Raw genomic sequence first — 25475 nt, 5'->3', positions numbered from 1 at the left:
GCGAAAAACGTGGACGAAAAAAAAGTGCGGACGGGCCGCACTTTTTTCCTGGAGCGCTACAGCGGAGCCCGACTTTTCAGTTTCCGGCTTCAGTGGTAGTTCGGAAGATCATCTTCCTGCTCCATACGTTGGTAGGCGCGATTGGACTCGAACCAACGACCCCCACCATGTCAAGGTGGTGCTCTAACCAGCTGAGCTACGCGCCTGCTAAGAGCTGCGCATTATAGGCACCGCATGCGAGGTGCGCAACATCTTTATGAAAAATCTTTTCGGCTGTCACCGAAACGGTCCGGATCAGTGGCTCGTACCCTCCTCACGCGTGATCTTGTTCCAGACGTTGTACTTGCCGACGGGTTTCTTCATCGGGATGCGCTTGACCTCCTCGAGCGTCTTTGCGTCGTAAACGATAAGGGCCCCGTCCATTTCCCACAGGCTCGCGAGCGCGTAGCGGCCGTCGCGGGTAAATTCGATATGCGCAAGGGTCTGCCCGGGCGCGGCCTTGAGCTCCCTGACGATCTCGAGGGTGTTCTTGTCGATGACCTGCAGCGTGTTCTTCGCCTCGCGGCTCATCATCGAGTCTACGAAGGCGTAGCGGCTGTTCTCGTGGCTGCGCAGGAAGAAGCCGGGACCTCGCGTGGGGATGCGCTTGACGACGCTCCAGTCCTTGAGGTCGATGACCGTGACTTCCGCGGCCTTGAGGTTGGTGCTCGCCATGACGCGTCGCCCCCGCCAGTCCCACGTGATGCCGGACCCGAGGTGCGGCATGCCGTCCAGCGCAAGGCTCGCGATCTTGCGCCGCGCGTCGAGATTGACGACCTGGCCGGCCCCTTCGCGCGACGCACCGAGGACGGTCGAGTAGTCCTGGGTGAAGAAGAAGTCGTCGAGCGGGTCGGTCAGCGGTGTGCGACGGGGGTTGAGGTAGCCGCGGACGAATGCGCCTTCGCGGTACTGATAGTCATGCACGAGCCCGGTCGGGATTTCCTCGGCCGACGGGTCATAGCTGATCTCCCACAGTTCCGGCACGTCCTTCAACGCCGCGACGAAGCTGTTGCGCGGCGTCGCCTCGTACACCGCCGACACGCGCGAACTCCCCTTGCCGTCTCGGTCGGTGACCGGAATCGACTTGAGCAGGTTGAGCTCGCCATCGAGCAGCACGAGTGTGTGCGGCAGGTAGTTCGCGACGGCCACATGCTTGCCGTCGGGCGAAACGGCGACGTTGCGCGTGTTGATGCCGGCGCGGATCTCCGTGACGACCTTGAAGTTCCACAGGTCATACTTGGTGATCCAGCCGTCACGCGACGCGAAGAAGACATAGCGGCCGTCGGCGGTGAACTTGGGGCCGCCATGCAGGGCGTGACGGCTCTGGAAACGGTGGATGCGCTCGAGCTTGTCGCCGTCGAGCACGGAGACATGATGATCCCCCGTTTCAACGACTAGGAAGAGGTTCATCGGATCGGCGTCGAACACCGGCTTCGCGGGCAGAGCCGCGGGATCGACATGGGCGATGCGCGAAGCACGGATGTCGGCTTCGCTCCAGCTCGGGGCGGGCACGACCGGCGTGAAGATCCACGACACGAGCGCCGCGATGTCGGACTCGGCGAGCGCGGCGGCGAAGGGCGGCATCTGGGTTGCGGTGCGGCCGTCGCGCACGACCGCGACGGCTTCGTCCTTGCGCAGGCGCGCGAGGTTTTCCGGCAGCAGCGCCGGGCCGGTCGCCCCGAGGCGGTCGGGGCCGTGGCAGGTGGCGCAGTGCTGGCGATAGAGGGCCGCGGGCGCGTCGGCCGCCTGCGCTTCCGTCATGTGAAAGGCGAGCGCTGCGCCCGCGAGGAGCCCCGAGAAGGCGAGCACGCGCTTTGCGGGCGAGCGCCGGATTTGCGTGGATGGCATGAGTTCCTCGGATCAGGCGCTGCGCCGAAGCGGGACGAAGGGGGTGGTGACCACGCGTGCGCCGGGTACCGCCCCGGCCTCCACACCGATCTCGTCATCGGAGAGGTAGCAGCCCGGGTCCTCGGCCCACGGGTCGCCGGTGATCTGCTGTGCGCGCACCCGCGAGCTGCCATTGCAGATGTCGAGATGGCGGCACGCGCCGCAGCGCCCCGAGAGCAGGCGCGGATGCCGCTTGAGGCCGGCCATCAGGGGATTCGAGAGATCGCTCCAGATTTCGGAGAACGGCCGTTCGCGCACATTGCCGAGCGGCACGTGCCACCACATCGTGTCGGGATGCACGACGCCCAGGTTGTCGATATTCGCGACATTGACGCCGCTGGCGTTGCCGCCCCACTGCACGAGCTTGCCGCGGATGTGTTCGGCATACTCCGGGAAGCGCCGTTCCACCCAGTGCAGCAGGTAGACGCCGTCCGAGTCGTTGTTGCCGGTGACGAAGTCCTTGTCGATGCCGCGGCGGTGCAGGTCGAGACAGGTTTCGAAGAGCAGGTCCATCGCGTCGCGCGTGGTCTGGTGACGCGCGTCGTCGGCGCGGTGCTTGTTGCCCCGGCCTGCGTAGTTGAGGTGCGAGAAGTAGAACTTGTCGATGCCTTCGTCCTCGACGAGGCGCAGCAGCGCGGGCAGGTCGTGGGCGTTGTCCTCGGTCATCGTGTAGCGCACGCCGACCTTGATGCCGCGCGCGCGGCACAGGCGGATGCCGGTCATCGAGGCCGCGAAGGCGCCGTCGAGGCGGCGGAACTTGTCGTGCGTGGCGCCGATGCCGTCGAGGCTGACGCCGACGTAGTCGAAACCGGTGTCGGCAATCGCGCCGATATTGTGCTCGTCGATCAGGGTGCCGTTACTGGAGAGCCCGACGTAGAAGCCCATCTCCTTCGCGCGCCGGCCGATCTCGTAGATGTCGGGTCGCAGCAGCGGTTCGCCGCCCGAGAGGATCAGCACCGGCACGCGGAAGGCCTTGAGGTCGTCCATGACCCGGAACACGTCGGCGGTCGAAAGCTCGCCGGGGAAATCCTTGTCGGCCGAGATCGAGTAGCAATGCTTGCAGGTGAGATTGCAGCGGCGAATCAGATTCCAGATGACGACCGGCCCGGGCGGGTTGCGGTGCGGTGCGATCGCCGTGGGCCGGTCGAGTTCGCGAATGAATTGCGAGATGCGGAACATGGAAATCTCCGAGGATGCCCACGCAATTACAACCCGCCTGCGAGTACGGATAAATGACGCACATCAAGGGAGCACGGAAGGGACGGACGAGCGGCCAGATTCAGTCGCCGACGATGACAACGCCCTTCATTTCCGGGTGCGGTCCGCAGTGATACTCGAAGCGCCCCCCTTCGGAAAACGTGCGCGACCAGGTCTCGCCGGGAAAGAAACGCGCGGACTCCTCGCCGCCCGCGTCGAACAGCACGGAATGGCTGGTGCGCTTTTCACGGTTGATCCAGGTGACCTTGTCGCCCTTCGCGACACGCAGCTCTGCGGGATGGAACTTGTACTCGGCGACGGCGATCTCGTGATCGGCCGCAAGCGCGGCGCCTCCGTGCAGGAGGACGAGACCGGTTGCGGCGACGGCGAGGGCATGTAGCGCACGCATGGACACATCTCCGTTCGCGACTGGAAAACGCGCCGGCACGAGCGGCCTCCACGCGGGAGGCCGGTCGTGCCGGCACAGGGTACGACGACGGAAATTACTGCTTCGTGGCGACGATGTCCGCCTTCGTGTCGATGCCAAGCTTGTAGCCGAGCGAGACCTGGTGGAACCGCCCCGCCGCGTTGTCATCATGGATCGCAAAGCCGAAGTTGTACACCTTGCCGGCCTCCAGCTTCACGTCGCCCTCACTGCCGGCGAACTTGCGCGTGAACACCACCGTCCAGTTCCCGCCATCGAGCTTGCCCTCGGCGCCGGTCAGGGCCTTGCCGCCTTCCATGACGCGCTTGTCGGCGACATAGCCGTCGAAGGCTTTCTTCTCCCCGCTGCGCCACTGGTGCAGGTCGTAGAACTTGCCCTCGGCGAGCGAGCCGCCCTTGACGTATTTCAGCTTGGTTTCGGCCGCGCCCGGCATGGTGCGCGAATCGCCGTGACAGGTCGCCCAGCAGCCGGCCTGGTCGGCCATCTCGACCTTGCCTCCCGATTCGAGCATGAACGCGATCTTCACCGGGTTCTTGTCGTCCATCTTCGGCGCACCGGACGCCTTGGGCTGAGCCCAGGTGAAGCGGACATACAGGTTCTCGCCGTCATGCGCGGCCTGCACCTTCACGGGGATCGACGCGGCCTTGCCGGCGACCGGCGTCGGCTCGATCTTCTGCCCGCTCGCCATCTTCTTGCCCATGTCGGCGGTCTCGGAGTGGTGGCAGTCGGCGCAGGTTTCGCCTTTCTTCAACCCGCGGGCCCCCCCGTGTTCGGTGCCCTTCATGATCCATTCCACCGGGGACACGCCCGGTTGGAACACCGTGACGTCCTTGGCGGGAACCTTGCTCCAGTCGGGCGCCGCCGCCATCACCGCAGCGGATCCGAAGGCGAGCACTGCGCCCGCTGCCCCGGCAATAATCGTTCTCTTCATCGTTGATTCCTCACTGTCGCTGAGTCGGAAAGGGAACCCCGCGGGGGTCACCCCTCGTCCTCCTCGGTCATACCTTCGGGTTTCTGATGCGCGATGCCCTTGTGGCAGTCGATGCAGGTCATGTTGTCTTCACGCGCCATCTCGTGCTGCTTGCGTGCCCGCTGCTTCTGCACCTCCGAGTTCATGCTCTCGAGGCTGTGGCAGTTGCGGCATTCGCGGGAATCCGCCGCCTTCATGCGCTTCCATTCGCTGCGGGCGAGTTGCAGGCGCTTTTCGGCAAATTTCTCGCGCGTGTCGATGCTGCCGGTCAGCTTGCCCCAGATTTCCTTCGACGCCTGCACCTTGCGGATCATCTTGTGCGTCCAGTCCTTCGGCACGTGGCAGTCGGGACAGGTCGCTCGCACACCGGTGCGATTGGAGTAGTGGATGGTCTTCTTGTACTCCTGATAGACGTTGTTCTCCATTTCGTGACACGAAATGCAGAACTGCTCGGTGTTGGTCGCTTCCAGAACGGTATTGAAACCACCCCACAGGATCACGCCGCCAACCACCCCCATCACCAGCAACCCGCCGAGCGAGAACTTCGCGCTCGGTCGGCGCAGGAACGCCCACAGTCCGCCCTGCCCTTGTTGTTTGTCGTTGCCACTGTTGCTTGTCATCGTATTCATCCTTAGCCCCCCACCGGGGCGGGGGGCTCAGCAGGAGATCGCCGGCGCGATCAATAGACGTCGTGCATGGTGTTGAACACGTTGAACTTGCCGGTTGGCGTAACGATGCTCGGATCGGTGATGACCTTCTTCAGCTTGAGCGTCTTGTCGTCGTAGATGACGATCGCGGACTGGTCGGTCTTGCCGCCCCACAGCGAGATCCACACCTCGTTGCCCGCTTCGTTGAACTCCGGGTGGGTGGCGCGGCGGATCGCCTTGCTTTCCGGCAGGCCGGAATCCTTCGCGACGTCGAGACGCTGCGGCGCCTTGCCGAGGTCCTTCATGTCATACACATAGACCGACTCGGCAATCTCGCGCTCGGGGTTCATCGGCGCGTCCGCCCACAGGTGCGTGGACTTCGGGTGCGTCTTGACGAACAGGTTGCCGGCGCCCGGCATCTTCAGCTCCTGCACGACCTTCCAGTTGTTCTGCTTGAATTTCGCGTGCTTCGGATTGTCCGACGCCGTCGAAATCACCGAGATCACGTCCGCGCCGAGGTGGCCGGTCGTCCACACCGGGCCAAACTGCGGGTGCATGAAGTTCGCGCCGCGTCCCGGGTGCGGGATCTTCGCGGTGTCCACCAGGGCCGCCAGCTTGCCGGTCTTGGTGTCGACCGCTGCCACCTTGTTGGAGGCGTTCGCCGCGACCATGAAGTAGCGCTTCGACATGTCCCAGCCGCCGTCATGCAGGAACTTTGCGGACTCGATCGTCGTCGTCTTCAGGTTCTTGATGTCGGTGTAGTCGACGAGCATGATCTGGCCCGTCTCCTTGACGTTCACGACCCACTCGGGCTTGACCATCGAAGCGACGATGGAGGCGACGCGCGGCTCGGGGTGATATTCGCCATCCACGGTCTGGCCGCGCGTGGAGACGATCTTGATCGGTTCCAGCGTCTCGCCGTCCATGATCGAGTACTGGGGCGGCCAGTAGGTGCCGCCGATCAGGTACTTGTCCTCATAGCCCTTGAACTTCGACGTATCGACCGAGCGCGCATCGGAACCGAGGCGGACGGTTGCGACGGTCTTCGGCTCTTCGTACCACATGTCGATGATCGTGGTCAGGCCGTCGCGGCCGACCGTATACACATAGCGCCCGGAAGCCGAGAGGCGCGAGATATGCACCGCATAGCCGGTATCGAGCACCTTCCAGATCTTGTGCGTGTCGCCGTCGATCAGCGCGAGTTTGCCGGCATCGCGCAACGTGATCGCGAAGACGTTCTTCAGGTTCACGTTGTTCATCTGCTTCTTCGGACGGTCCTTCACCGGAACGATCAGCTTCCAGCTGTCCTTCATGTCCTTCAGCGAGAACTCGGGCGGGACATCCGGCGTCTGCTGGATGTACCGCGCCATGATGTTGATTTCTTCCTTCGTCAGGATGTCGTCGTAGTTGACCATCCCGCCTTCGGTACCGTAGGAGATGATCTTTTCAAGACGCTCGGTACCCAGCTTCAGGGTGCCGCCTTCGAGTTTCGTGCCATCCGCAGCAGTCTTCGTCCAGTGCGGCTCGAGGTTCTTGCCCGTCGCGCCCTTGCGCAGCACGCCGTGGCATCCGGCACAACGTTCGAAGTAGATCTGCTTTGCCTTCGCCTTCTCTTCGGACGTCATCTCCGGCGCCGCCGTCTGCGCCCAGGCCGCGCTTACCGCCATCGGTAGCATGGCCAGGGCGAGCATTTTTCCGATCCTCTTTGCGTTCTGCACTTTTCTCTCCTTGAATGACGCGGGATGTAATGCTGCTTTCAACGTTGCTGCGGATGGTGCGCCTATGCCAGACGGTAATCTTTGATGTACGCTAAATTTCCCCTGTCGATGTATGGGCAAAATCCGTGCGCATATGAGCCAATAATATTTGCTCAAATTGAATGCACGAAAACATGCCGTGCGGACGGAGTGGCGCAATAACCGCGCTCACGCGGCGGCGCCGATGCGCAGACCGGTTTTCTTCAGGATGGCCGACGAGAACAATACGTCGCGCGCCCGGCACGCACCCGGGAAACGGGCCTCGAGGCGTGCGGCGATTTCTTCGAGCTGATCGCGCACGGCCTCGCGGCTGCGGCCATGGACCATCGCGAAGAGGTTGTACGTCCAGTCCGGCAGGCGGCGTGGGCGGCGATAGCAGTGCGTGACCGCCGGCAAGGCGCCAAGCCATTCGCCCACGGCATCGACGGTCTCGTCGGCGACGTCCCATACGCTCATGCCGTTTGCCGTATAACCGATCGCGTAGTGGTTCGGCACGGCACCGATGCGGCGGATCACCCCCCGCTCGAGCATCGACTCGACGCGCCCGACGAGTTCGTCGGCGGAGATGCCGAGTTCCGCGGCGACCGCCCCCCAGGGGTCGGACACCAGCGGCAGGCCGCCCTGGGTCGCAACGACGATGCGACGGTCGAGTTCGTCGGCTCCGGTACTCATCATGCCTCCAGCTTCATCTCGACGAAGTATTCGCGCTCCTTCGGGAACAGGAACACGGGCAGACCGGTCGCCGCCTCGATGCGCCGCGCGCAGTCGGCGACGCCTTCGGGACGCTCGGTGGCGAGCACGAACCACATGTTGAGGGCATGGTCGCGACGGTAGTTGTGCGCGACCTCGGCGAATTCGTTGACGCGCTCGGCGACCTGCCCGAAGCGCTCTTCGGGAATCCGCATCGCCGCAAGACAGAACGCGCCGCCGATGCGCTCGATCTGGAACATCGGGCCGAACCGCGTGAGCACGCGCGCGTCGAGCAGGCGGCGCAGGCGTGCGAGCACGTCGGCTTCCTCCAGTCCGAGGCGGGCGCCGACGTCGGCGAACGGGTGGCGCGAGAGCGGAAAATCGCCCTGGAGCACGTTGATGAGCGCGCGGTCGGTGTCGTCGAGCGCGCCGGACACGTCGGCCGGTCGGGAGCGGGCGCTCATGTGCCCGAATCCGTCAGGTAGCAGGCGCCCTGCTGCTTGAAGCGCCGACAGCTGAACAGCACTTCGTGGCGCCAACGGTCGAGGCCGATGCGGCGCGCGATGTCGCCGCGCGCAGCCTGCACGGCGTCACGGGTGCGGCCGTGGATCATGCAGAACAGGTTATACGGCCAGTCCGGGAGCGCGCGCCGCCGGCGATAGCACAGCGTCACGGCAGGCTCCGCGGCGAGCAGGCGGCCGATTCGACCGGCTTCGGCATCGGGAACGTCCCACACGCACATTGCATTGGCGCGAAAGCCCAGCTCATGGTGGCGCACGACGACGCCGAAGCGCTTGATCAGGCCTTCGGCGACCCAGCGCTCGATCAGCTCGATCGCCATCCCCTCGCTGAGCCCGGCTTCATGCCCGAGCGCCTCGAAGGGCCGCTCGGCGATCCGCAGGCCGGATTGCAGCGCGCGCATGAAATTGCGCTCCAGGCCCGGTAGTGCACAGGCGGCACTCTCGTCGGCGGGCGCGGGCATCCCGCGCATCCCGGTTGCATCGCTGCGCCCGGCGACGAGATCGAAGCCCAGGTCGATGTGGAACTCCTCCTCGAGCGGCAGCACGATCACCGCACAGCCGGTATCGGCTTCGATGCCCGCGATGAGCTCGTCCAGACGCTGCGCCGAGGCTGCCGTGACGACAAACCACAGATTGAAGGCATGCTCGCGCTGGTAGTTGTGATTGACTTCGGCGACCGCGCTGACGCGCGCGGCGATCGCATCGAGCCGGTCCGCAGGCGCCGCGAGGGCGGCGAGCGCGCTCGCGCCGATGCGTCGCGGCGCGAACACCGCGCCGACACGGCTGACGACGCCGGACGCGGTCCAGGCGCGCAATGCGTCGAGCACGGCCGCCTCGTCCAGCCCGCAGCGGGCGGCGATCTCGGCGAACGGCCGGGGGACGAGCGGAAAATCGCGCTGGTAGTCGTTCAGCACCCGGAAGGCCCCCGAGCCGACACTCCCACCGGAGAGGTCGGCCTGCGCAATATCGACGAGACGTGCACCAGGGCAGCTCATGTCAGAAGCCCGTCCGGAACGCGCGGCTCGTGAAGAAGATGCCGCTCGGGCTCGCCGCCGGCAACTCGGCAAGCTTCTGGTGGCTGCGCGTGTCGTAGATTGCGACCTTGTTGTCGTCGCGCGCCGAGATCCACACGGCTTCCCCGCGCGGCGTGAATTCGAGATGCAGGATTGCCCGACCGGGCTGGAACGTATTGACGGTGCGGTTCGTGAAGGTATCGATGACCTGCATCCAGCCGTTGTCGGGGAACGCGAAATTCACCCACACCTCACGCCCATCGGGGCGCGCCATCACGAACACGGGCTGGCTCTTGACGGGAATGCGGGTGACCTCTTTCCAGCTCCCGAGTTCGACGACCAGCACCTCGTGCCGCCCGATCGCCGGCAGGTAGGCACGTCCGCCCGCGACCGCCCAGCCGCGCAGGTGCGGCATCTTGTACACGGGCAAGGCCTGTTCGCCGCGCCCGTAACCGGGCAGGATCGTGCGCACGCCCAGCTCCGGCTGCCACAGATCCAGCAGGGACAACCCGTCCTCGCCGAAGAGCCCCGCGATGTAGTAACGCCCGTCCGGCGTGACCAGCGCGTCGTACGGCTGCTTGCCGGCCGGGTAGCGCTCGGTCTTCGGATGCCTGGGGTCGGACAGGTCGGTCACGCGGATCTCGTTGGCATCGAACAGCGCGTACACGAAACGGTTGCCCGGCAGATCCGCGAGGCCGACGACCTTCGAGCGCTTGCCTTCCGACCCGAAGTCGGCCGGCACGTCGGCGACGAGCTCCAGCGTATCGGCATCGAATGCCTTGATGCCGCCCGGTTCGTAGTTCTGCGCGACAACGAGGCGTCCGTCCTGCGAAATCGCCCCGCCGATGGCATTGCCCGCCTGCACGACGCGCCCGGCGATGGACGCCGTCAGCAGGTCGACCTTCGTGAGTCCGCCATCGCGGCCGAACACGTAGGCATAGCGGCTGTCGCGCGAGAAAACCACCGACGCATGCGACAGATCGCCGAGACCGGACACCTGCGCGAGCGATTTGCGCCCCGAGGTCTCGATGACCTGCATCTGGCCCGTTGCGCGCTCGATGACGACGCCGAGATCGCCGGTCCCGCGCAGCACCGGTTGCGGTCCTGCGCAGGCCGACAGCAGCACCAACGGAACGATCCACCACATGTATTTGACGAAGAATTGCAGCATCTGGCGCCTCATTTGGTATTCATGTGCGACATATCCGGGCGGGGCCTCGCTCAGCGCGACGCGCCGGAATCCGAGGGAAAGCCTTCGAGCAGGCGTTCGACGATCCACTCCGCCTCGTCGTCCGCGACGATGCCGCGAAATGGCGGCATCGGGGTACCGGGACGGCCACCGAGAACCGTCGCGACCAGGCTGTCGCGCGGCTTGCCACTCAGGCTTGCTGCAGTCAGTGCGGGGCCCAGCCCGCCCTGCAGCGTAAGACCGTGGCACGACCCGCAATCCTGGCGCACGAGATGCACCAGCTCGCGAACACGTTCGCTCCCGGGCGCACCGGGCTGAGCCACGGCCGGCTGTGCCGCCATCATCGCGGCGCACACCAGGGACATCGTCCGAACAATCCCACCCAACACATTCTTTCTCCAGCGGTTTGGCTCGGGTTCCGGCACGTCGGGAGCGGCATGAGGCCCCGGAGCCGGAAAGGCGGGAGAAGTATCAATCGCACGGCATCCCGCGCTCCTTGATATCGGTTAATTTCCCGGACGGCGAGTAGGGATACAGTGGCGTCGCGAAACAGCTGTTTGCCAAACCAAGAAAGAGCCGCGCCGCACCGCCCGCGCGGCGACCTGGAGAGCCATTCATGAGCATGCACAACGGCGTGACCGGAGCCAGGCGGCACGGCGCCGGCGAAGTTCCCCGCGCGCACGGCAAGGTCTATCTGGTCGGAGCCGGCCCCGGCGACCCCGACCTGCTGACCCTGAAAGCCGCGCGCCTGATCAGCGAAGCGAAAGTCATCGTGTATGACAACCTCGTCGGGGACGGCGTCCTCGCGCTCGTCAATCGCTCTGCCCGCATGATCTATGTCGGCAAGGAAGCCGGGAATCATGCACTGCCGCAGGACCAGATCAACGCGCTGCTCGTCCAACTCGCGCAAACCGGCGTGGACGTGGTGAGGCTCAAGGGCGGCGACCCCTTCATGTTCGGGCGCGGCGGGGAAGAGATGGAAGAACTGGTCCGCAGCGGGGTCCCCTGCGACGTGGTGCCGGGCATCACGGCTGCCTGCGGCATCTCCGCCTGTACCGGCATGCCGCTCACGCATCGCGAGCACGCGCGCTCGGTGATCTTCACCACTGGGCATCTCAAGGACGGCACGGTGAACCTCGACTGGCCCGCCCTCGCCCGCCCCCAGCAGACAGTCGTGATCTACATGGGACTCGGCGCGCTCGACATCATCTGCCGAGAACTCATCGCCCACGGTCTGCCCGGCGACACCCCTGCCGCCGTGGTGCACGCCGGCACCACGAACCGCCAGGTCACCCTGACCGATCGCGTCGACCGCCTTGCGGCGTCGGTACGGCGCGCAGAAATCAAATCGCCCGCACTCATCATGGTCGGCTCCGTCGTCTCGCTGCACGAACTCCTCAGCCAGGCTCCGCAACGCGACGAACTCGCGCTCGCGGGGTGAGCGGCTGTACCGGGACGCCGATCAGGTCTACGAATATGACATCGAGTGAGGATCACTCACTTGCAGGGCCGCACCACACGACAAACTCAACCGGGAGATCGCAATGATCAAGCACGGAAAATGGCTATCCGCCGCAGTCGTTCTCGCCAGCCTGCCGCTGGCGATCGCACAGGCCTTCGCGGCCGAAGAACCGCACGTCGATGACACCGAAGCCAGATATCATGCGGGCGGCTCCCCCCTCGCGGAAGCCGACCTGTACAAGGACAGCAACCCCGACGCGCCCAAGATGAGCAAGGCCGAGTTCGACAAGGCGCGCAACATCTATTTCCAGCGTTGCGCCGGCTGTCACGGCGTGCTGCGCAAAGGTGCGACCGGCAAACCGCTGACGCCCGACATCACGCTGCCGCGCGGCACCGAGTACCTCAAGGTCTTCATCAAGTACGGATCACCGGCAGGCATGCCCAACTGGGGCACCTCGGGCGAACTCACCGACGCCGAAGTCGACCTGATGGCCCGCTACGTCCAGCAGACGGCCCCGACTCCGCCGGAATTCGGCATGGCGGAGATGAAGAATACGTGGAAGCTCATCATCCCGCCCGAGCAGCGGCCGAAGAAGAAGATGAACAACTACAACATCGCCAACATCTTCTCGACCACGCTGCGTGACAGCGGCGAAGTCGCACTCATCGACGGCGACACGAAGAAGATCATCAACATCGTCAAGACCGGTTACGCGGTGCATATCTCCCGCATCTCGGCCTCCGGTCGCTACCTCTTCGTGATCGGTCGCGACGCACGCGTCAACATGATCGACCTGTGGATGGAGAAACCCGACAACGTCGCCGAAATCCGCATCGGCCTCGAAGCACGGTCGGTGGACACCTCCAAGTTCAAGGGCTACGAAGACAAGCTGGCGATCGCCGGCGCCTACTGGCCGCCCCAGTTCGTCATCATGAACGGCGACACGCTCGAGCCACTGAAAATCGTCTCCACCCGCGGCCTCACCGTCGACACGCAGGAATACCACCCCGAGCCGCGTGTCGCGTCGATCGTCGCCTCGCACTTCAAGCCCGAGTTCGTCGTCAACGTCAAGGAAACCGGCAAGACGCTGATGGTCGACTACTCCGACCTCACCAACCTGAAGATGACCGAGATCGGCTCCGCCCGCTTCCTGCACGACGGCGGCTGGGACCAGTCGAAGCGCTACTTCATGGTCGCCGCGAACCAGTCGAACAAGATCGCCGCGATCGACGCCAAGGACGGCAAGCTCGCCGGCCTGGTCGAAGTCGGCAAGATCCCGCACCCGGGCCGCGGAGCCAACTTCGTGCATCCGAAGTACGGTCCGGTGTGGGCGACGGGCCACCTCGGCGACGATTCGATCGCGCTCGTCGGCACCGACCCGAAGAGCCACAAGCAGTATGCATGGAAGCTGGTCGAAAACCTGAAGAGCCAGGGCGGCGGTTCGCTGTTCATCAAGACCCACCCGAAATCGAACCACCTCTACGTGGATAACCCGCTGCATCCGGAATCCAAGGTCAGCCAGTCGGTCGCCGTCTACGACCTCAAGAACCTGCAGGCCGGCTACAAGGTCCTGCCGATCGGCGACTGGGCCGGCCTCAAGGACGACGGCGCCAAGCGCGTCGTGCAACCCGAGTACAACAAGGACGGCAACGAGGTGTGGTTCTCGGTCTGGTCGGCGAAGGACAAGGAGTCGGCGATCGTCGTCGTCGACGACAAGACCCTGCAGCTGAAGACCGTGATCCGGGATCCGAAGCTGATCACGCCGACGGGCCACTTCAACGTGTACAACACGCAGCACGACGTGTACTGATCCCGTGGCGGCCCCGCCGCCCCGGACCGTAGCACCGACGGCCAGCCATCACGCTGGCCGTTTTTTTACTTATCAGGAAGCGCGATTCGCTTTCAGGCCGGAAGGAAGAAGGAAGTCAGGACGCCGGCCAGGCGGCCAGGAATTCCTTCCAGTGCGGCGCGTCGACGCGCGCGAGCGAGCCGCGCACCACGTCCAGTTCGGCCACGTAGGCGGCCGTGTCCAGCTGGCCGCGCATCCGCTGGAAACCCAGATACACGAGATAGGTGTTCACGACATCCGTCTCGCAATAGTCGCGAATCTCCGCGATCCGCCCTTCCTGCCACGCCGGCCACACCGCCGAGCCGTCCATCCCGAGCTTGCCCGGAAAGCCCATCAGCTTCGCGAGTTCGTCGAGCGGCGCATTCGCACGCGGCTGGTACATCGCCAGCAGATCCATCAGGTCGAGATGGCGGCTGTGATAGCGGCCGATGTAGTTGTTCCACTTGAAGTCACGCGAGTCGTGATAGTCGCCCTCGCCCTGATCCCAGTAGCGCGGCGCCGACACGCCATGGCGCAGGCCGCGGTAATGCAGGACCGGCAGATCGAAGCCGCCGCCGTTCCACGACACGATCTGCGGCGTGTAGCGCTCGATGCCGTCGAAGAAGCGCTGGATGATCTCGCCTTCGCCACTGTCCGGCTCCGACAGCGAGAACACGCGAAACTGGTTCGCATCCCGCAGCGCACATGAAATCGTCACGACGCGCTGCAGGTGATGCTGCAGAAAATCGGTTCCGCTCGCGGCGCGGCGCTGCTGGAACGCAAACTCCGCAACCTCGTAGTCACTCAGATCATCCGGCAGGCCGTTGAGCACCCGGATGCCGGCCACGTCCGGAATGGTTTCGATATCGAATACGAGGACCGGCATCTACGACTCCAGAAATGCCTTCAGCCGGGAAACACGCCCGTCGACAGGTAACGGTCGCCCCGGTCGCAGATCACCGACACGATCACGGCATTCTCCAGCTGCGCCGCGAGCCGGACCGCCACGTGCATCGCGCCGCCCGACGAAATCCCGGCGAAGATGCCCTCTTCGCGCGCAAGCCGCCGCGTCATCTCCTCCGCATCGGCCTGGCTCACGCGCTCCAGCGCATCGACGCGCGGCTTTTCATAGATGCGCGGCAGATAGGCCTCGGGCCACTTGCGGATGCCCGGAATCTGCGAACCTTCGTCCGGCTCGCAACCGATGATGCGGATCGCCGGATTCTTTTCCTTGAGGAAGCGCGAACAGCCCATGATGGTGCCGGTCGTGCCCATGCTGCTGACGAAATGCGTGATGCGCCCGCCGGTCTGTTCCCAGATCTCCGGCCCCGTCGCCTCGTAGTGCGCGAGCGGATTATCGGGATTGGCGAACTGATCGAGGATGATGCCCTTGCCTTCGTCGCGCATGCGATCGGCCACGTCGCGTGCCATTTCCATGCCACCTTCCCGCGGCGTGAGCACCAGCTCGGCGCCGAAGGCGCGCATCGTCTGGCGTCGCTCGACGCTCTGGTTTTCCGGCATCACGAGAATCATGCGATAGCCGCGGATCGCCGCCGCCATCGCCAACGCAATGCCGGTGTTGCCGCTGGTGGCCTCGATCAGCGTATCGCCGGGGCGAATGTCGCCGCGCCGCTCCGCATGCACGATCATCGACAAGGCCGGGCGGTCCTTGACCGACCCGGCCGGGTTGTTGCCTTCGAGCTTGGCGAGGATCACGTTGTTGCGCCCCGCCCCGATGCGCTGCAGGCGCACCAGCGGAGTCTGGCCTACGTAATCGTCGAGTGTCTTGAAATCCATCTGGCTAATATCCGGTATCGTTGGTCACCAACGATCTTAAGCTGCCGGCGGCAGCCACGATAACCCGCGGCGCGGCATAAGCTTATAGCGCCCACGCCGGCGCGCCGCGCTTCAGCGGCGGCCGATCCCGTGATACTCCAGCCCCACCCGCTTCATCGTTGCCGGCTCGTACATGTTGCGCCCGTCGAAAACGACCGGATGACGCAGTATCGTGCGCATGCGCTCGAAATCCGGACTGCGGAATTCCTTCCACTCCGTGACGATCACCAGCGCGTCCGCGCCGTCGAGCGCGGCCATCGGCCGATCCACGTAACGCAGGCGCGGCTCGTCGCCGAAAATGCGCTTCGCCTCGGCCATCGCCACCGGATCGTAGGCTGATACCGTCGCCCCGCGACGGAACAACTCGCCGATGATCACGCGGCTCGGCGCATCGCGCATGTCGTCGGTGTTGGGTTTGAACGCGAGCCCCCACAGGGCGAAATGCATCCCCGACAGATCCGGACCGAAACGGGCGACGATCTTGTCCACCAGCCGCAGCTTCTGCGCCTCGTTCGCCTGCTCGACCGCATTCAGGAGCAGCAGATCGTGCTCATGCTCGCGCCCGGTGCTGACCAGGGCCTTGACGTCCTTCGGGAAACACGAGCCGCCGTAACCGCACCCCGCATACAGGAAGTGCCAGCCGATGCGCGGATCCGAGCCGATGCCCTGACGCACCAGTTCGATGTCGGCGCCCAGCACCTCGGACAGGTTCGCCAGTTCGTTCATGAAGCTGATGCGCGTCGCGAGCATCGCGTTGGCGGCATATTTCGTCAGCTCCGCGCTGCGCACATCCATGACCAGCAGCTTCTCGTGATTGCGCTGGAACGGTCCGTACAGTTCCCGCATCAGGTCGATGGCGCGCTCGTCCTCGGCGCCCACGATGATGCGGTCGGGTCGCATGAAATCCTCGACCGCGGCTCCTTCCTTCAGGAACTCGGGGTTCGACACCACGCTGAAGGGCAGATCCACGCCGCGCGCCTGCAACTCCGCCGCGATGGCGTCACGAACCTTGTCACCGGTCCCGACCGGCACGGTCGACTTGTCGACCACTACACGGTAGCCGTCCATGTGCCGGCCGATGTTCCGCGCCGCTGCCAGCACATACTGCAGGTCGGCGGAGCCGTCCTCGTCGGGCGGCGTCCCGACGGCAATGAACTGGATCACCCCGAATCTTGCCGCGTATTCGACATCCGTCGTGAAGGACAGACGCCCGGCCGCGACGTTGCGACGCACGATCTCCAGCAGCCCCGGCTCGTGGATCGGGATGCCGCCTTCCTCGAGGATGCGGATCTTTGCCGGATCCACGTCAAGGCACAGTACATCGTTGCCAACGTCCGCGAGGCACGCCCCACTGACGAGCCCTACATATCCGGTACCGACGACGGTGATCTTCATCTTTCAACCTCATTTCTGCAAATGCAAGACGGCCCGCCTTCCGCAGACCGTCGGAGAATCGGGACAAATCTCGGCGCTCAGGGCGCCAGATCGTACTCCTCGGTGCGCCGGGGAGGATAGGTCTCCCAGCCACCGCAGGCGGGGCAGCGCCACTGGAACTGCCGCGCCTTGAACCCGCATTCGGCACAGCGATAGCGCGCCACGCGCCGAGTGTGCCCATGGATGAGCTGCTTCACCAATTCGATGTCGCCGCGCTGCTCGGACGGGGCGTGAAGCAAGGCCGCCTCCAGCAGCTTGTCGAGCCCCAGCAAGGTCGGATTGCGCCGCAACTCTTCGCGCACCAGATCGTACGCGGCACGCGACCCTCGCTTCTCCAGTTCCCAGTGGAACACCTCGTCGAGGAGATCCAGCGAAGGGTGGCGCTCCAGCCACGAGCGCAGCAAGGTCTGCCCCTGCTCCACGCGCCCCAGCTTCGCATGCGCATCCATGATGCGTTCGGCCACGAGCGCCAGATAGATCGGATCCTGGCTTTCGACGCGCTTCCACACCTCGATCGCCTCCTCGTGCCGGCCCTGTGCGGCGACCAGATCGCCCAGCACCAGGCTGGCACGCACGCAGCGGCGATTGATCGAGAAGGCCTCGTCCAGATACTTCTGCGTTTCCTCGAACTTCGAGCTCGCCAGCGCGGAAGTCGCCAGTTCGCAATAGAAGTTCGCCACCTCCTTGCGCCACATCACGCTCTCGTGATCCGGCAACGCCTTCGCAGCCTCGACCGCCTTGGCCCAGTCCTTCTCCTGCTGGTAGATCTCGAGCAGGTAGCGCATGGCGACGTCATTGAGGCGCGACGCGCGCAACTGCACGAACACCGCCTCGGCGCGATCCAGGAGACCCGCCTTCAGATAGTCCTGCCCCAGTTCGGCGAGCGCCTGCATGCGCTGCTCCTCGGACATGTCTTCGCGATCGACGAGGTTCAGATGCATGCGGATCGCACGGTCCGTTTCGCCCCGGCGCCGGAACAGGCTACCGAGCGCGAAGTGCAGCTCGATCGTATGCGGATCGATCTTCACCGCCTCGATGAAGGCATCGATCGCCTTGTCCTGCTGCTCATTGAGCAGGAAGTTGAGACCGGAAAGATACGAGCGCGGCAGCGCGCGTGATTCATGCACGACCTGGCGGATGTCGATGCGCGCGGCGAGCCAGCCCAGCGCAAAGAACAGCGGCAGGGCGAGAAACCACCAAAGTTCAATATCCATCGTAGTCAGAAGGTCTCGGGCGCTTGCATCTCGGGCGCAGACGGCGGCGTCACGCTCGGCGAAGCCTGCCGGTCACGCTCGGCGCGCGCGAGCTGGCGACGCAGACGGCCGATCTCGCGCCGCTGGCGCAGCAGCGATCCGAAAGTCGCCGTCACCCCCAGAAGGGCCCCCGCGGTAAACGCCACCAGGATGACGAACACCAGCGGCAGCTGCCAGGCACTGCCGAAGAAGAACTGGAGGCTGACCAGATGGTCGTTCTTCACTGCGAATCCGAACAGCAGGAAGAACAGGAGAAGCCGGAAGAACCACATTAGGAGGCGCATGGGGCCGCATTATCTCCGAGCGAATGACAAAAAAGAAGGCGGCTCACGCCGCCTTCCCACTCGATCACGAGGCAAAACCCGAAACTGCACGCTCAGACGGCGATATCGACGCGCTCGCGCAATTCCTTGCCTGCCTTGAAATGGGGCACGTACTTCTCGGGTACATGCACCTTGTCTCCGGATTTCGGATTACGTCCCACACGTGGCGGACGGTAGTTCAACGCAAAACTGCCAAACCCGCGGATCTCGATGCGATCCCCGCGCGCCAGCGCGTCGGACATCGCATCGATCACCATCTTGACCGCGTAATCGGCATCTTTTGCGACCAGCTGCGGAAAACGCGCCGCCAGCTTCGCAATCAGCTCCGATTTGGTCATGACCAATCAGATTTACTGCTTCTGCTCGTTCAGCTTGGCCTTCAGCAGCGCACCGAGGTTGGTCGTACCGCTGGAGGCGGTATCCGAAGCCAGCTTCTGCATCGCATCGCTCTGTTCGGCCTGATCCTTCGCGCGGATCGAGAGATTGATCGAACGGGTCTTGCGATCCACGTTGATGATCATCAGCTCGAGTTCCTGACCTTCCTTCAGCACGGTGGTCAGGTCGTCGACGCGATGGGCCGCGGCTTCCGAAGCACGCAGGTAGCCTTCGACATCGTCGTTCAGGGCGATCACGGCACCACGGGCATCAACCGACTTCACGGCACCCTTGACGAGGCTGTTCTTCTCGTGCGTGGCGATGAAGTTGGTGAAGGGGTCGCCTTCGAGCTGCTTGACACCCAGCGAGATGCGCTCGCGCTCGACGTCGATCGCCAGCACGACGGCCTCGACTTCGTCGCCCTTCTTGAAGCGGCGCACGGCCTCTTCGCCCGCATCGCTCCACGACAGGTCGGACAGATGCACCAGACCGTCGATACCCCCGTCCAGCCCGATGAACACGCCGAAGTCGGTGATCGACTTGATCTGGCCGCGCACCTTGTCGCCCTTCTTGTGGTTGATCGCGAAATCGTCCCACGGGTTCGACATGCACTGCTTCATGCCCAGCGAGATGCGGCGACGGTCTTCGTCGATCTCGAGGATCATCACTTCGACCTCGTCGCCCAGCTGGACAACCTTGGTCGGGTGGATGTTCTTGTTGGTCCAGTCCATTTCGGACACGTGCACCAGGCCTTCGATGCCCTGCTCGACTTCAACGAACGCGCCGTAGTCGGTGATGTTCGTGACCTTGCCGAACAGACGGGTGCCCTGCGGGTAGCGGCGGGCGATGCCGACCCACGGATCTTCGCCGAGCTGCTTGAGGCCGAGCGAGACGCGGTTCTTTTCCTGGTCGAACTTGAGCACCTTGGCGTCGATCTCGTCGCCGACGTTGAGCACTTCCGACGGGTGACGCACGCGACGCCATGCCAGGTCGGTGATGTGCAGCAGGCCATCGATGCCGCCCAGGTCGACGAACGCGCCGTAGTCGGTGATGTTCTTGACGATACCCTTGACGACGGTACCTTCCTTCAGGTTGGCGAGCAGCTTTTCGCGCTCTTCACCCATGGTCTCTTCGAGCACGGCCCGGCGCGAAACGACGACGTTGTTGCGCTTGCGGTCGAGCTTGATGACCTTGAATTCGAATTCCTTGCCTTCGTACGGCGTGGTGTCCTTGACCGGACGCATATCGACCAGCGAGCCCGGCAGGAAAGCGCGGATGCTGTTGGTCATGACGGTCAGACCGCCCTTCACGCGACCCGAAATGAGGCCCTTCACCAGGGAGCCTTCGTTGAGCGCCTTCTCGAGGTCGTTCCAGGCGGCGATACGCTTGGCCTTCTCGCGGGACAGGCGGGTTTCGCCGTAACCGTCTTCCAGGGCGTCGATCGCAACGTGCACGAAGTCGCCCACCTGGACTTCGAGTTCGCCGCGGTCGTCGCGGAATTCCTCGATGGGAACATAGCTCTCGGACTTGAGGCCGGCATTCACGACCACGAAGTTGTGGTCGATGCTGACCACTTCGGCGGTGATCACTTCACCAGGACGCATGTCCTGACGGGCCTCACTCTCGGCGAGCAGCGCGGCGAAATTTTCCATGGAATCGGAAACGGAGGTGGCAGAGGTCATAAAGAGTTGAAATCCAAAAGCCGCCCGGAAGCGGCCACCAGTGGTAGATTGTAAAAAAGGTCGCCCCCGGCATCCGGGCTGGCGATCCACCTCGTCGGGAACGCCCTGTCAGGAACGAACCCGGTCAAGCACAAAGCCGACGGCCTGCTCGACGTCCATTTCGGTGGTATCGAGAAGCGCCGCATCCGGCAGCTTCTGCAGGGGCGCCACGGTTCGGGCCGCATCGCGCGCATCCCGATCCTGAAGATCCTTTAGAAGACTTTTCATGTTAGCAGCCATTCCCTTTTCGATCAACTGCTTATAGCGACGCTCGGCGCGCGCCTCGGCAGTTGCCGTCAGGAAGATCTTGGTCCCGGCGTCCGGAAAGATGACCGACCCCATGTCCCGGCCTTCGGCCACGAGGCCCGGTGCGTGCCGGTAATCACGCTGCCGGTCGAGCAGCGCGGAACGGACCGCGGGCAGCGCGGCGACTTTCGATGCCCCCCCCGACGCCTCTTCGGAACGGATCGCGTCGGTGACGTCCTCGCCGGCGAGGAACACGCGTCCATCGGCGAAGCGCGCCGGCAGCGTCGCGGCAATCGCCGCCAGTCCTGCCTCGTCGTCGAAGGATAGCCCGCCCCGGATCCCCGCCAAGGCGACGAGCCGGTACAGCGATCCGCTGTCAAGACAATGGTAGCCGAGCGCTTCCGCCACCCGCGCTGCGACCGTGCCCTTGCCCGAAGCGGATGGACCGTCGATGGCGACCACCGGGACCGGTTTGGTCACCTCGGCAAAGCGCTCGAAATAGGTCGGGAAGGTCTTGTTGACGCATTTCGGATCGTTGATCCGGACGCGGCAGTCGCCCAGCGACACCAGCGAGAAGCACATCGCCATGCGGTGGTCGTCGTAGGTGTCGATCGCCGCCGGGAGCAGCCGCGCCGGCGCCGTCACACCCAGGTAATCCGGCCCTTCTTCGACGATTGCGCCGACCTTGCGGAGCTCGGTCGCCATCGCCGCGATGCGGTCGGTCTCCTTGACGCGCCAGCTCGCGATGTTGCGCAGACGGCACGGCCCGTCAGCGAACAGGGCCGCAACCGCGAGGGTCATCGCGGCATCGGGGATGTGGTTCAGGTCGAGGTCGAACGCCTTGAGGCGGCCGCTTGCGGGAGCGCGCGCCTCGATCCAGTTGTCGCCCATCTCGATGTGCGCCCCGAGTTGTGCGAGCGCCTCGGCGAACCGCACATCGCCCTGGATGCTGTCGCGCCCGACGCCCTCGACACGCACCGGCCCGCCGCCGATCGCGCCGGCGGCAAGAAAATACGAGGCCGACGACGCATCGCCTTCGACAAAAACGGTGCCGGGACTGCGGTAGCGGACGCCTCCCGGTATGGTGAAGCGTTCCCAGCCCTCCCGCCGCACCGTGACGCCGAACCGCGCCATCAGATCGAGCGTGATGCCGATGTAGGGCTTCGAGATGAGCTCTCCGACGACTTCGACGGTAGTTTCGACGCCCGTGAGCGGCAGCGCCATCAGCAAGGCGGTCAGGAACTGACTCGAGACGTCGCCGCGCACACGCACGACACCCCCTGGGCGAATCTGCGCCGGACGGATGTGCAGTGGCGGGAAACCTTCGTTGCCCGTGTAGCGGATATCGGCTCCGACCTGGCGCAGGCCATCCACGAGATCGCCGATCGGTCGCTCGTGCATGCGCGGCACGCCCGAAAGCCGATACTCGCCGCCCGACAGCGCGAGGGCTGCCGTCAGCGGCCGGAATGCGGTTCCCGCATTACCGAGGAACAAATCGGCGATCTTCACGGGAAAAGCGCCGCCGACACCACGCACGCGGTAATTGGCGCTGTCCTCCTCGCGCGTCCACTCGACCCCCAGCGCGCGTAGCGCTTCGAGCATGCGCTCCACATCGTCCGATGCGAGGAGATCGCGGATGTCCGTCTCGCCTTCGGCGAGGGCCGCGAGCAGAAGCGTGCGATTCGAGATGCTCTTCGATCCGGGCAGGCGAACCCGCCCGCTCGCGCCGAGGAGCGGCGGCAAATCAAGAAATTCCATGGTCACTCCGGGCTTGCAGCAGGATTGGCGGAATTGGCGAACTGCTCGCCCCACGCGTTGCGGGCCGCGCGCGCCTCACTGAAGAGCGTCTCCAGGCGGGCCGCGTCGCCGGACAGGAGCAATGCACGCAGGTGAGCCAGCTCGGCGAGATACTGATCGAGCTCTGCGAGGAGCGCCTGACGGTTTGCGATGCAGATGTCGCGCCACATTTCCGGATGACTCGCCGCGATACGCGTGAAATCTCGGAAGCCGCCGGCGGCGAAGCTGAACAACTGTTCGGCATTCGACCTCTGCGCCAGATCATGCACGAGGCCGAAAGCCAGCAGGTGCGGCAGGTGGCTCACCGCGGCGAATACGCGGTCATGCTCCTGGGGCGGCATCTCGTGGATCAGCGCACCGCACGCATCCCAGGCTTCGCGCACCCTGAGGATGGCCGCCGGCTCGTTTTCGGGCAGGGGCGTGACGACGACCCTGCGCCCCTCGTAGAGACTGGCGAAGGCCGCCTCGACACCGCTCTTTTCCGCACCGGCGATGGGATGGCCGGGCACCGTGTAAGCGAGATGCCCTGAAAGATGGCGATAGGTTGCGTCGATCACGTCGCGCTTCGTGCTCCCGGCATCGGTCACGATCGTGCCGGTCGCCAGATGCGGCGCCATTGCCGCCATCACCGCGTCCATTTGCCCCACCGGGGGGGCGAGCAGGACGAAATCGGCGCCATCGAGCGCCGCAGCCCAGTCCGAGCAGGCCTCGTCGATCACGCCGAGCTCGACCGCCCGCGCGAGCGACGCCTGGCTGCGCCCGATCCCGACAATGCGACGCACCATGCCGGCACGACGCAAGGCCATCGCGAACGAACCGCCGATCAGGCCGACGCCGCACACCACCAGCTTGTCGATCACGCCCATGCAAGAAACTCCGCAGACATCAGTCCTTCACCCCGCCTCGCCCCGATGCTCAGATTGCAGCCACCGGGTACGAGCCGAGGATCTTCACGAACGCGGCGCGCTCGTTGAGCTCCTTCAACGCGGCGGCGACATCCGGGTCCTCGCGATGTCCGTCGATATCGACATAGAAGACGTATTCCCACAACCCCCCACGCGCCGGCCGCGACTGGAGCTTGGTCATATCGACGCCGTGCCGCGCCAGCGGTTCGAGCAGTCCATGCATCGCGCCCGGGCGGTTGGGTGCCGAGCACACCAGCGAGGTCTTGTCACATCCCGACGGACCGGCGTCGTGATCGCCGATCACGACGAAGCGCGTCGTGTTGTTCGGATCATCCTCGATGTTGGCCGCCAGCACATTGAGGCCATAGAGCTCCCCGGCCGCCTCGCCGGCGATCGCGCACGACTCGGGATCCTCGGCCGCCATGCGTGCCGCCTCCGCATTGCTGGCAACCGGCACGCGCGACAGATGCGCGAGGTTGCGGTTCAGCCACTCGTGGCACTGCGCCAGCGATTGCGCGTGGGAGTACAGCCGCTTCGCCGCACCGATGCCCTCTGCCTTCGACAGCAGGTGCTGGTGAATGCGCAGATTCACTTCGCCGCAGATCTTCAGCGGATTCGCGAGCAGCAGGTCGAGCGCGCCGCCGACAGCGCCCTCGGTCGAATTCTCCACAGGCACGACCCCGTAGTCAGCGTTGCCGGCCTCGACCGCGCGGAACACATCGTCGATCGCCGCCGTCGGCATCAGCGCCGCCGCGCCGCCGAAATGCTTGCGCGCCGCACTTTCGGAAAAGGTCCCCGCAGGCCCGAGGTAAGCGACCTTGGTCGGATGCTCGAGCGCCAGGCAGGCGGACATGATTTCGCGGAAGATCCGTTGCACCGCCGCGTCCGGCAGCGGGCCCGGATTCACCGACGCGAGCCGGCGCAGCACCTGCGCCTCGCGCTCGGGACGATACAGGTTGCCCTGCTTGATCTCCCCGATGCGCTGCGCGCTGCGCGCACGCTCGGCAAGCCGCGCGAGGATCTCCTCGTCGAGACGGTCGATAGTGTTCCTCAGATTCAGCAGTTCGTCGCTCATGCTCGCCTCATCGGCCCCGCCAGGGGCAGCTCAAGCCGTTTCAACCATTCCGCGCGGCAAAATCGCGCATGTAATCCACCAGCGCCCGCACGCCCTCGATCGGCATCGCGTTGTAGATCGATGCCCGCATGCCGCCGACCGATTTGTGCCCCTTCAGCTGCGTCAGCCCGGCCGCCCGGGCACCGGAAAGGAAGGCCTCGTTCAGGGTTTCGTCGCGCAGCAGGAAGGGTACGTTCATGCGCGAACGGCACCCGGCATCCACCTCGTTGCGATAGAAGCCGCTGGCATCGATAAAGTCGTACAGGAGCCGGGCCTTCTCGACGTTCGCCCGTTCGATCGCGGCAACGCCCCCCTGCTCCTTGAGCCACTGGAACACCAGCCCCGCGATGTAGATTCCGTAGGTCGGCGGCGTGTTGAGCATGGAGCCGTGATCCGCCATGACCTTGTAGTCCATGACCGTCGGGGTAAGGCTGCCGGCCCGCCCGAGGAGGTCGTCGCGCACGATCACGATCACGAGGCCCGAGGGCCCGATGTTTTTCTGCGCCCCGGCATAGATCAGGCCGTAGCGGCTCACGTCGACCGCACGCGAGAGGATATGGGAGGACATGTCGGCAACGACCGGGACAGCCGACGCCGGCAGTCCGCCGTCGCCGATCTCGATGCCGTGGATCGTCTCGTTGGTGCACAGATGGAAATAGGCCGCCTGCGGATCGAGCTGCAACTCGTCCGCCCGCACGGCGCGCGTGAACCCTGCGGTCTCGGTGCTGCCAAGATCGTCAAGGAAATCTCCGACCGCCTCAGCTTCCTGATCAACGTCGGCCTCGACTACCTCTCCCTCGACCGCTCCGCCGACACCCTGTCGGGC

24 protein-coding genes and 1 tRNA gene are annotated in these 25475 nt (G+C 64.8%); 2 read left to right on the top strand and 23 right to left on the bottom strand.

Going from position 1 to position 25475, the window contains the following annotated elements; all coding sequences use genetic code 11:
• Positions 1-129: 129 nt before the first annotated feature.
• The 12 genes from GPA22_RS15840 to GPA22_RS15785 form a co-directional block, all read right to left on the bottom strand.
• Positions 130-206, bottom strand: a tRNA-Val gene (locus tag GPA22_RS15840).
• 88 nt (positions 207-294) lie between these two features.
• A complete protein-coding gene (locus GPA22_RS15835) occupies positions 295-1887 on the bottom strand; it encodes a cytochrome D1 domain-containing protein (protein WP_169257031.1) in 1593 nt (530 codons plus the stop codon).
• A gap of 12 nt (positions 1888-1899) precedes the next feature.
• A complete protein-coding gene (gene nirJ / locus GPA22_RS15830; RefSeq protein ID WP_169257030.1) occupies positions 1900-3105 on the bottom strand; it encodes a heme d1 biosynthesis radical SAM protein NirJ in 1206 nt (401 codons plus the stop codon).
• A gap of 100 nt (positions 3106-3205) precedes the next feature.
• Positions 3206-3532 (bottom strand): cupredoxin domain-containing protein, encoded by a 327-nt coding sequence (locus GPA22_RS15825; protein WP_169257029.1) that lies wholly within the window; start codon positions 3530-3532, stop codon positions 3206-3208.
• A 94-nt stretch (positions 3533-3626) separates the two neighbouring features.
• Positions 3627-4499 (bottom strand): ethylbenzene dehydrogenase-related protein, encoded by an 873-nt coding sequence (locus GPA22_RS15820; protein WP_169257028.1) that lies wholly within the window; start codon positions 4497-4499, stop codon positions 3627-3629.
• 47 nt (positions 4500-4546) lie between these two features.
• Positions 4547-5158 (bottom strand): NapC/NirT family cytochrome c, encoded by a 612-nt coding sequence (locus GPA22_RS15815; RefSeq protein WP_169257027.1) that lies wholly within the window; start codon positions 5156-5158, stop codon positions 4547-4549.
• A gap of 59 nt (positions 5159-5217) precedes the next feature.
• Entirely contained in the window at positions 5218-6876 is a 1659-nt protein-coding gene (locus tag GPA22_RS15810; protein WP_211169165.1) for a nitrite reductase, read from the bottom strand.
• A gap of 234 nt (positions 6877-7110) precedes the next feature.
• Positions 7111-7614: a siroheme decarboxylase subunit beta gene (ahbB, locus tag GPA22_RS15805; RefSeq protein ID WP_425483965.1), complete on the bottom strand. Its 504-nt coding sequence runs from the start codon at positions 7612-7614 to the stop codon at positions 7111-7113.
• A complete protein-coding gene (locus tag GPA22_RS15800) occupies positions 7614-8096 on the bottom strand; it encodes an Lrp/AsnC family transcriptional regulator (protein WP_169257024.1) in 483 nt (160 codons plus the stop codon). The genes ahbB (GPA22_RS15805) and GPA22_RS15800 overlap by 1 nt, the downstream gene beginning before the upstream one ends.
• Entirely contained in the window at positions 8093-9148 is a 1056-nt protein-coding gene (ahbB, locus tag GPA22_RS15795; RefSeq protein ID WP_169257023.1) for a siroheme decarboxylase subunit beta, read from the bottom strand. Before ahbB (GPA22_RS15795) ends, GPA22_RS15800 begins: the two co-directional genes overlap by 4 nt.
• Before the next feature lies 1 nt (position 9149).
• Positions 9150-10349 (bottom strand): cytochrome D1 domain-containing protein, encoded by a 1200-nt coding sequence (locus tag GPA22_RS15790; RefSeq protein WP_169257022.1) that lies wholly within the window; start codon positions 10347-10349, stop codon positions 9150-9152.
• A 38-nt stretch (positions 10350-10387) separates the two neighbouring features.
• The gene (locus tag GPA22_RS15785; RefSeq protein WP_169257021.1) at positions 10388-10720 is read right to left on the bottom strand and encodes a c-type cytochrome; all 333 of its coding nucleotides are present in this window, start codon (positions 10718-10720) and stop codon (positions 10388-10390) included.
• Between the two features lie 251 nt (positions 10721-10971).
• Here GPA22_RS15785 and cobA point away from each other — a divergent pair, with 251 nt between their 5' ends.
• Both cobA and GPA22_RS15775 read left to right on the top strand, forming a co-directional pair.
• A complete protein-coding gene (gene cobA, locus GPA22_RS15780) occupies positions 10972-11796 on the top strand; it encodes a uroporphyrinogen-III C-methyltransferase (RefSeq protein WP_169257020.1) in 825 nt (274 codons plus the stop codon).
• 103 nt (positions 11797-11899) lie between these two features.
• Positions 11900-13627: a nitrite reductase gene (locus tag GPA22_RS15775; RefSeq protein WP_169257019.1), complete on the top strand. Its 1728-nt coding sequence runs from the start codon at positions 11900-11902 to the stop codon at positions 13625-13627.
• Positions 13628-13742: 115 nt separating this feature from the next.
• Here the strand turns inward: GPA22_RS15775 and GPA22_RS15770 are convergent, their stop codons facing one another.
• From GPA22_RS15770 to serC, 11 genes are all read right to left on the bottom strand, one after another.
• The gene (locus tag GPA22_RS15770) at positions 13743-14531 is read right to left on the bottom strand and encodes a 3'-5' exonuclease (protein WP_169257018.1); all 789 of its coding nucleotides are present in this window, start codon (positions 14529-14531) and stop codon (positions 13743-13745) included.
• A 20-nt stretch (positions 14532-14551) separates the two neighbouring features.
• Positions 14552-15442 (bottom strand): cysteine synthase CysM, encoded by an 891-nt coding sequence (gene cysM / locus GPA22_RS15765; protein WP_169257017.1) that lies wholly within the window; start codon positions 15440-15442, stop codon positions 14552-14554.
• A 111-nt stretch (positions 15443-15553) separates the two neighbouring features.
• Positions 15554-16876 carry a UDP-glucose dehydrogenase family protein gene (locus GPA22_RS15760; RefSeq protein WP_169257016.1) on the bottom strand — a complete coding sequence of 441 codons (1323 nt, stop codon included), beginning with the start codon at positions 16874-16876 and terminating at the stop codon, positions 15554-15556.
• A 77-nt stretch (positions 16877-16953) separates the two neighbouring features.
• Positions 16954-18129: a lipopolysaccharide assembly protein LapB gene (gene lapB, locus GPA22_RS15755; RefSeq protein WP_169257015.1), complete on the bottom strand. Its 1176-nt coding sequence runs from the start codon at positions 18127-18129 to the stop codon at positions 16954-16956.
• A 5-nt stretch (positions 18130-18134) separates the two neighbouring features.
• On the bottom strand, positions 18135-18452 hold the full coding sequence (locus tag GPA22_RS15750) for a LapA family protein (RefSeq protein ID WP_169257014.1): 318 nt from the start codon (positions 18450-18452) through the stop codon (positions 18135-18137).
• A 92-nt stretch (positions 18453-18544) separates the two neighbouring features.
• Positions 18545-18829 carry an integration host factor subunit beta gene (locus tag GPA22_RS15745; protein ID WP_169257013.1) on the bottom strand — a complete coding sequence of 95 codons (285 nt, stop codon included), beginning with the start codon at positions 18827-18829 and terminating at the stop codon, positions 18545-18547.
• Between the two features lie 12 nt (positions 18830-18841).
• Complete coding sequence (rpsA, locus tag GPA22_RS15740; RefSeq protein WP_425483964.1) at positions 18842-20518, bottom strand: 30S ribosomal protein S1; 1677 nt, start codon at positions 20516-20518, stop codon at positions 18842-18844.
• Positions 20519-20656: 138 nt separating this feature from the next.
• A complete protein-coding gene (locus GPA22_RS15735; RefSeq protein WP_169257011.1) occupies positions 20657-22591 on the bottom strand; it encodes a bifunctional 3-phosphoshikimate 1-carboxyvinyltransferase/cytidylate kinase in 1935 nt (644 codons plus the stop codon).
• A 2-nt stretch (positions 22592-22593) separates the two neighbouring features.
• Positions 22594-23496 carry a prephenate dehydrogenase gene (locus GPA22_RS15730; protein WP_169257010.1) on the bottom strand — a complete coding sequence of 301 codons (903 nt, stop codon included), beginning with the start codon at positions 23494-23496 and terminating at the stop codon, positions 22594-22596.
• Positions 23497-23545: 49 nt separating this feature from the next.
• Positions 23546-24610, bottom strand: coding sequence for a prephenate dehydratase (pheA, locus tag GPA22_RS15725; protein ID WP_169257009.1), 1065 nt, complete (start codon positions 24608-24610; stop codon positions 23546-23548).
• 40 nt (positions 24611-24650) lie between these two features.
• On the bottom strand, positions 24651-25475 hold an 825-nt coding region (gene serC / locus GPA22_RS15720; protein ID WP_246264438.1), incomplete at its 5' end, for a 3-phosphoserine/phosphohydroxythreonine transaminase.

The sequence above is a fragment of the Aromatoleum toluvorans genome, assembly GCF_012910905.1.
Lineage (GTDB): Bacteria > Pseudomonadota > Gammaproteobacteria > Burkholderiales > Rhodocyclaceae > Aromatoleum > Aromatoleum toluvorans.
This window is presented reverse-complemented; position numbering and strand designations above follow the sequence as displayed.

Coding starts and splice junctions, on each gene's coding strand:
- pheA (WP_169257009.1), bottom strand. CDS start 24,610: ATGAGCGACGAACTGCTGAATCTGAGGAACACTATCGACCGTCTCGAC.
- nirJ (WP_169257030.1), bottom strand. CDS start 3,105: ATGTTCCGCATCTCGCAATTCATTCGCGAACTCGACCGGCCCACGGCG.
- GPA22_RS15775 (WP_169257019.1), top strand. CDS start 11,900: ATGATCAAGCACGGAAAATGGCTATCCGCCGCAGTCGTTCTCGCCAGC.
- GPA22_RS15785 (WP_169257021.1), bottom strand. CDS start 10,720: ATGTCCCTGGTGTGCGCCGCGATGATGGCGGCACAGCCGGCCGTGGCT.
- lapB (WP_169257015.1), bottom strand. CDS start 18,129: ATGGATATTGAACTTTGGTGGTTTCTCGCCCTGCCGCTGTTCTTTGCG.
- ahbB (WP_169257023.1), bottom strand. CDS start 9,148: ATGAGCTGCCCTGGTGCACGTCTCGTCGATATTGCGCAGGCCGACCTC.
- rpsA (WP_425483964.1), bottom strand. CDS start 20,518: ATGGAAAATTTCGCCGCGCTGCTCGCCGAGAGTGAGGCCCGTCAGGAC.
- GPA22_RS15820 (WP_169257028.1), bottom strand. CDS start 4,499: ATGAAGAGAACGATTATTGCCGGGGCAGCGGGCGCAGTGCTCGCCTTC.
- GPA22_RS15790 (WP_169257022.1), bottom strand. CDS start 10,349: ATGAGGCGCCAGATGCTGCAATTCTTCGTCAAATACATGTGGTGGATC.
- GPA22_RS15815 (WP_169257027.1), bottom strand. CDS start 5,158: ATGACAAGCAACAGTGGCAACGACAAACAACAAGGGCAGGGCGGACTG.
- cysM (WP_169257017.1), bottom strand. CDS start 15,442: ATGGATTTCAAGACACTCGACGATTACGTAGGCCAGACTCCGCTGGTG.
- ahbB (WP_425483965.1), bottom strand. CDS start 7,614: ATGAGTACCGGAGCCGACGAACTCGACCGTCGCATCGTCGTTGCGACC.
- cobA (WP_169257020.1), top strand. CDS start 10,972: ATGAGCATGCACAACGGCGTGACCGGAGCCAGGCGGCACGGCGCCGGC.
- GPA22_RS15730 (WP_169257010.1), bottom strand. CDS start 23,496: ATGGGCGTGATCGACAAGCTGGTGGTGTGCGGCGTCGGCCTGATCGGC.
- GPA22_RS15750 (WP_169257014.1), bottom strand. CDS start 18,452: ATGCGCCTCCTAATGTGGTTCTTCCGGCTTCTCCTGTTCTTCCTGCTG.
- GPA22_RS15835 (WP_169257031.1), bottom strand. CDS start 1,887: ATGCCATCCACGCAAATCCGGCGCTCGCCCGCAAAGCGCGTGCTCGCC.
- GPA22_RS15810 (WP_211169165.1), bottom strand. CDS start 6,876: ATGCTCGCCCTGGCCATGCTACCGATGGCGGTAAGCGCGGCCTGGGCG.
- GPA22_RS15760 (WP_169257016.1), bottom strand. CDS start 16,876: ATGAAGATCACCGTCGTCGGTACCGGATATGTAGGGCTCGTCAGTGGG.
- GPA22_RS15825 (WP_169257029.1), bottom strand. CDS start 3,532: ATGCGTGCGCTACATGCCCTCGCCGTCGCCGCAACCGGTCTCGTCCTC.
- GPA22_RS15735 (WP_169257011.1), bottom strand. CDS start 22,591: ATGGAATTTCTTGATTTGCCGCCGCTCCTCGGCGCGAGCGGGCGGGTT.
- GPA22_RS15745 (WP_169257013.1), bottom strand. CDS start 18,829: ATGACCAAATCGGAGCTGATTGCGAAGCTGGCGGCGCGTTTTCCGCAG.
- GPA22_RS15800 (WP_169257024.1), bottom strand. CDS start 8,096: ATGAGCGCCCGCTCCCGACCGGCCGACGTGTCCGGCGCGCTCGACGAC.
- GPA22_RS15770 (WP_169257018.1), bottom strand. CDS start 14,531: ATGCCGGTCCTCGTATTCGATATCGAAACCATTCCGGACGTGGCCGGC.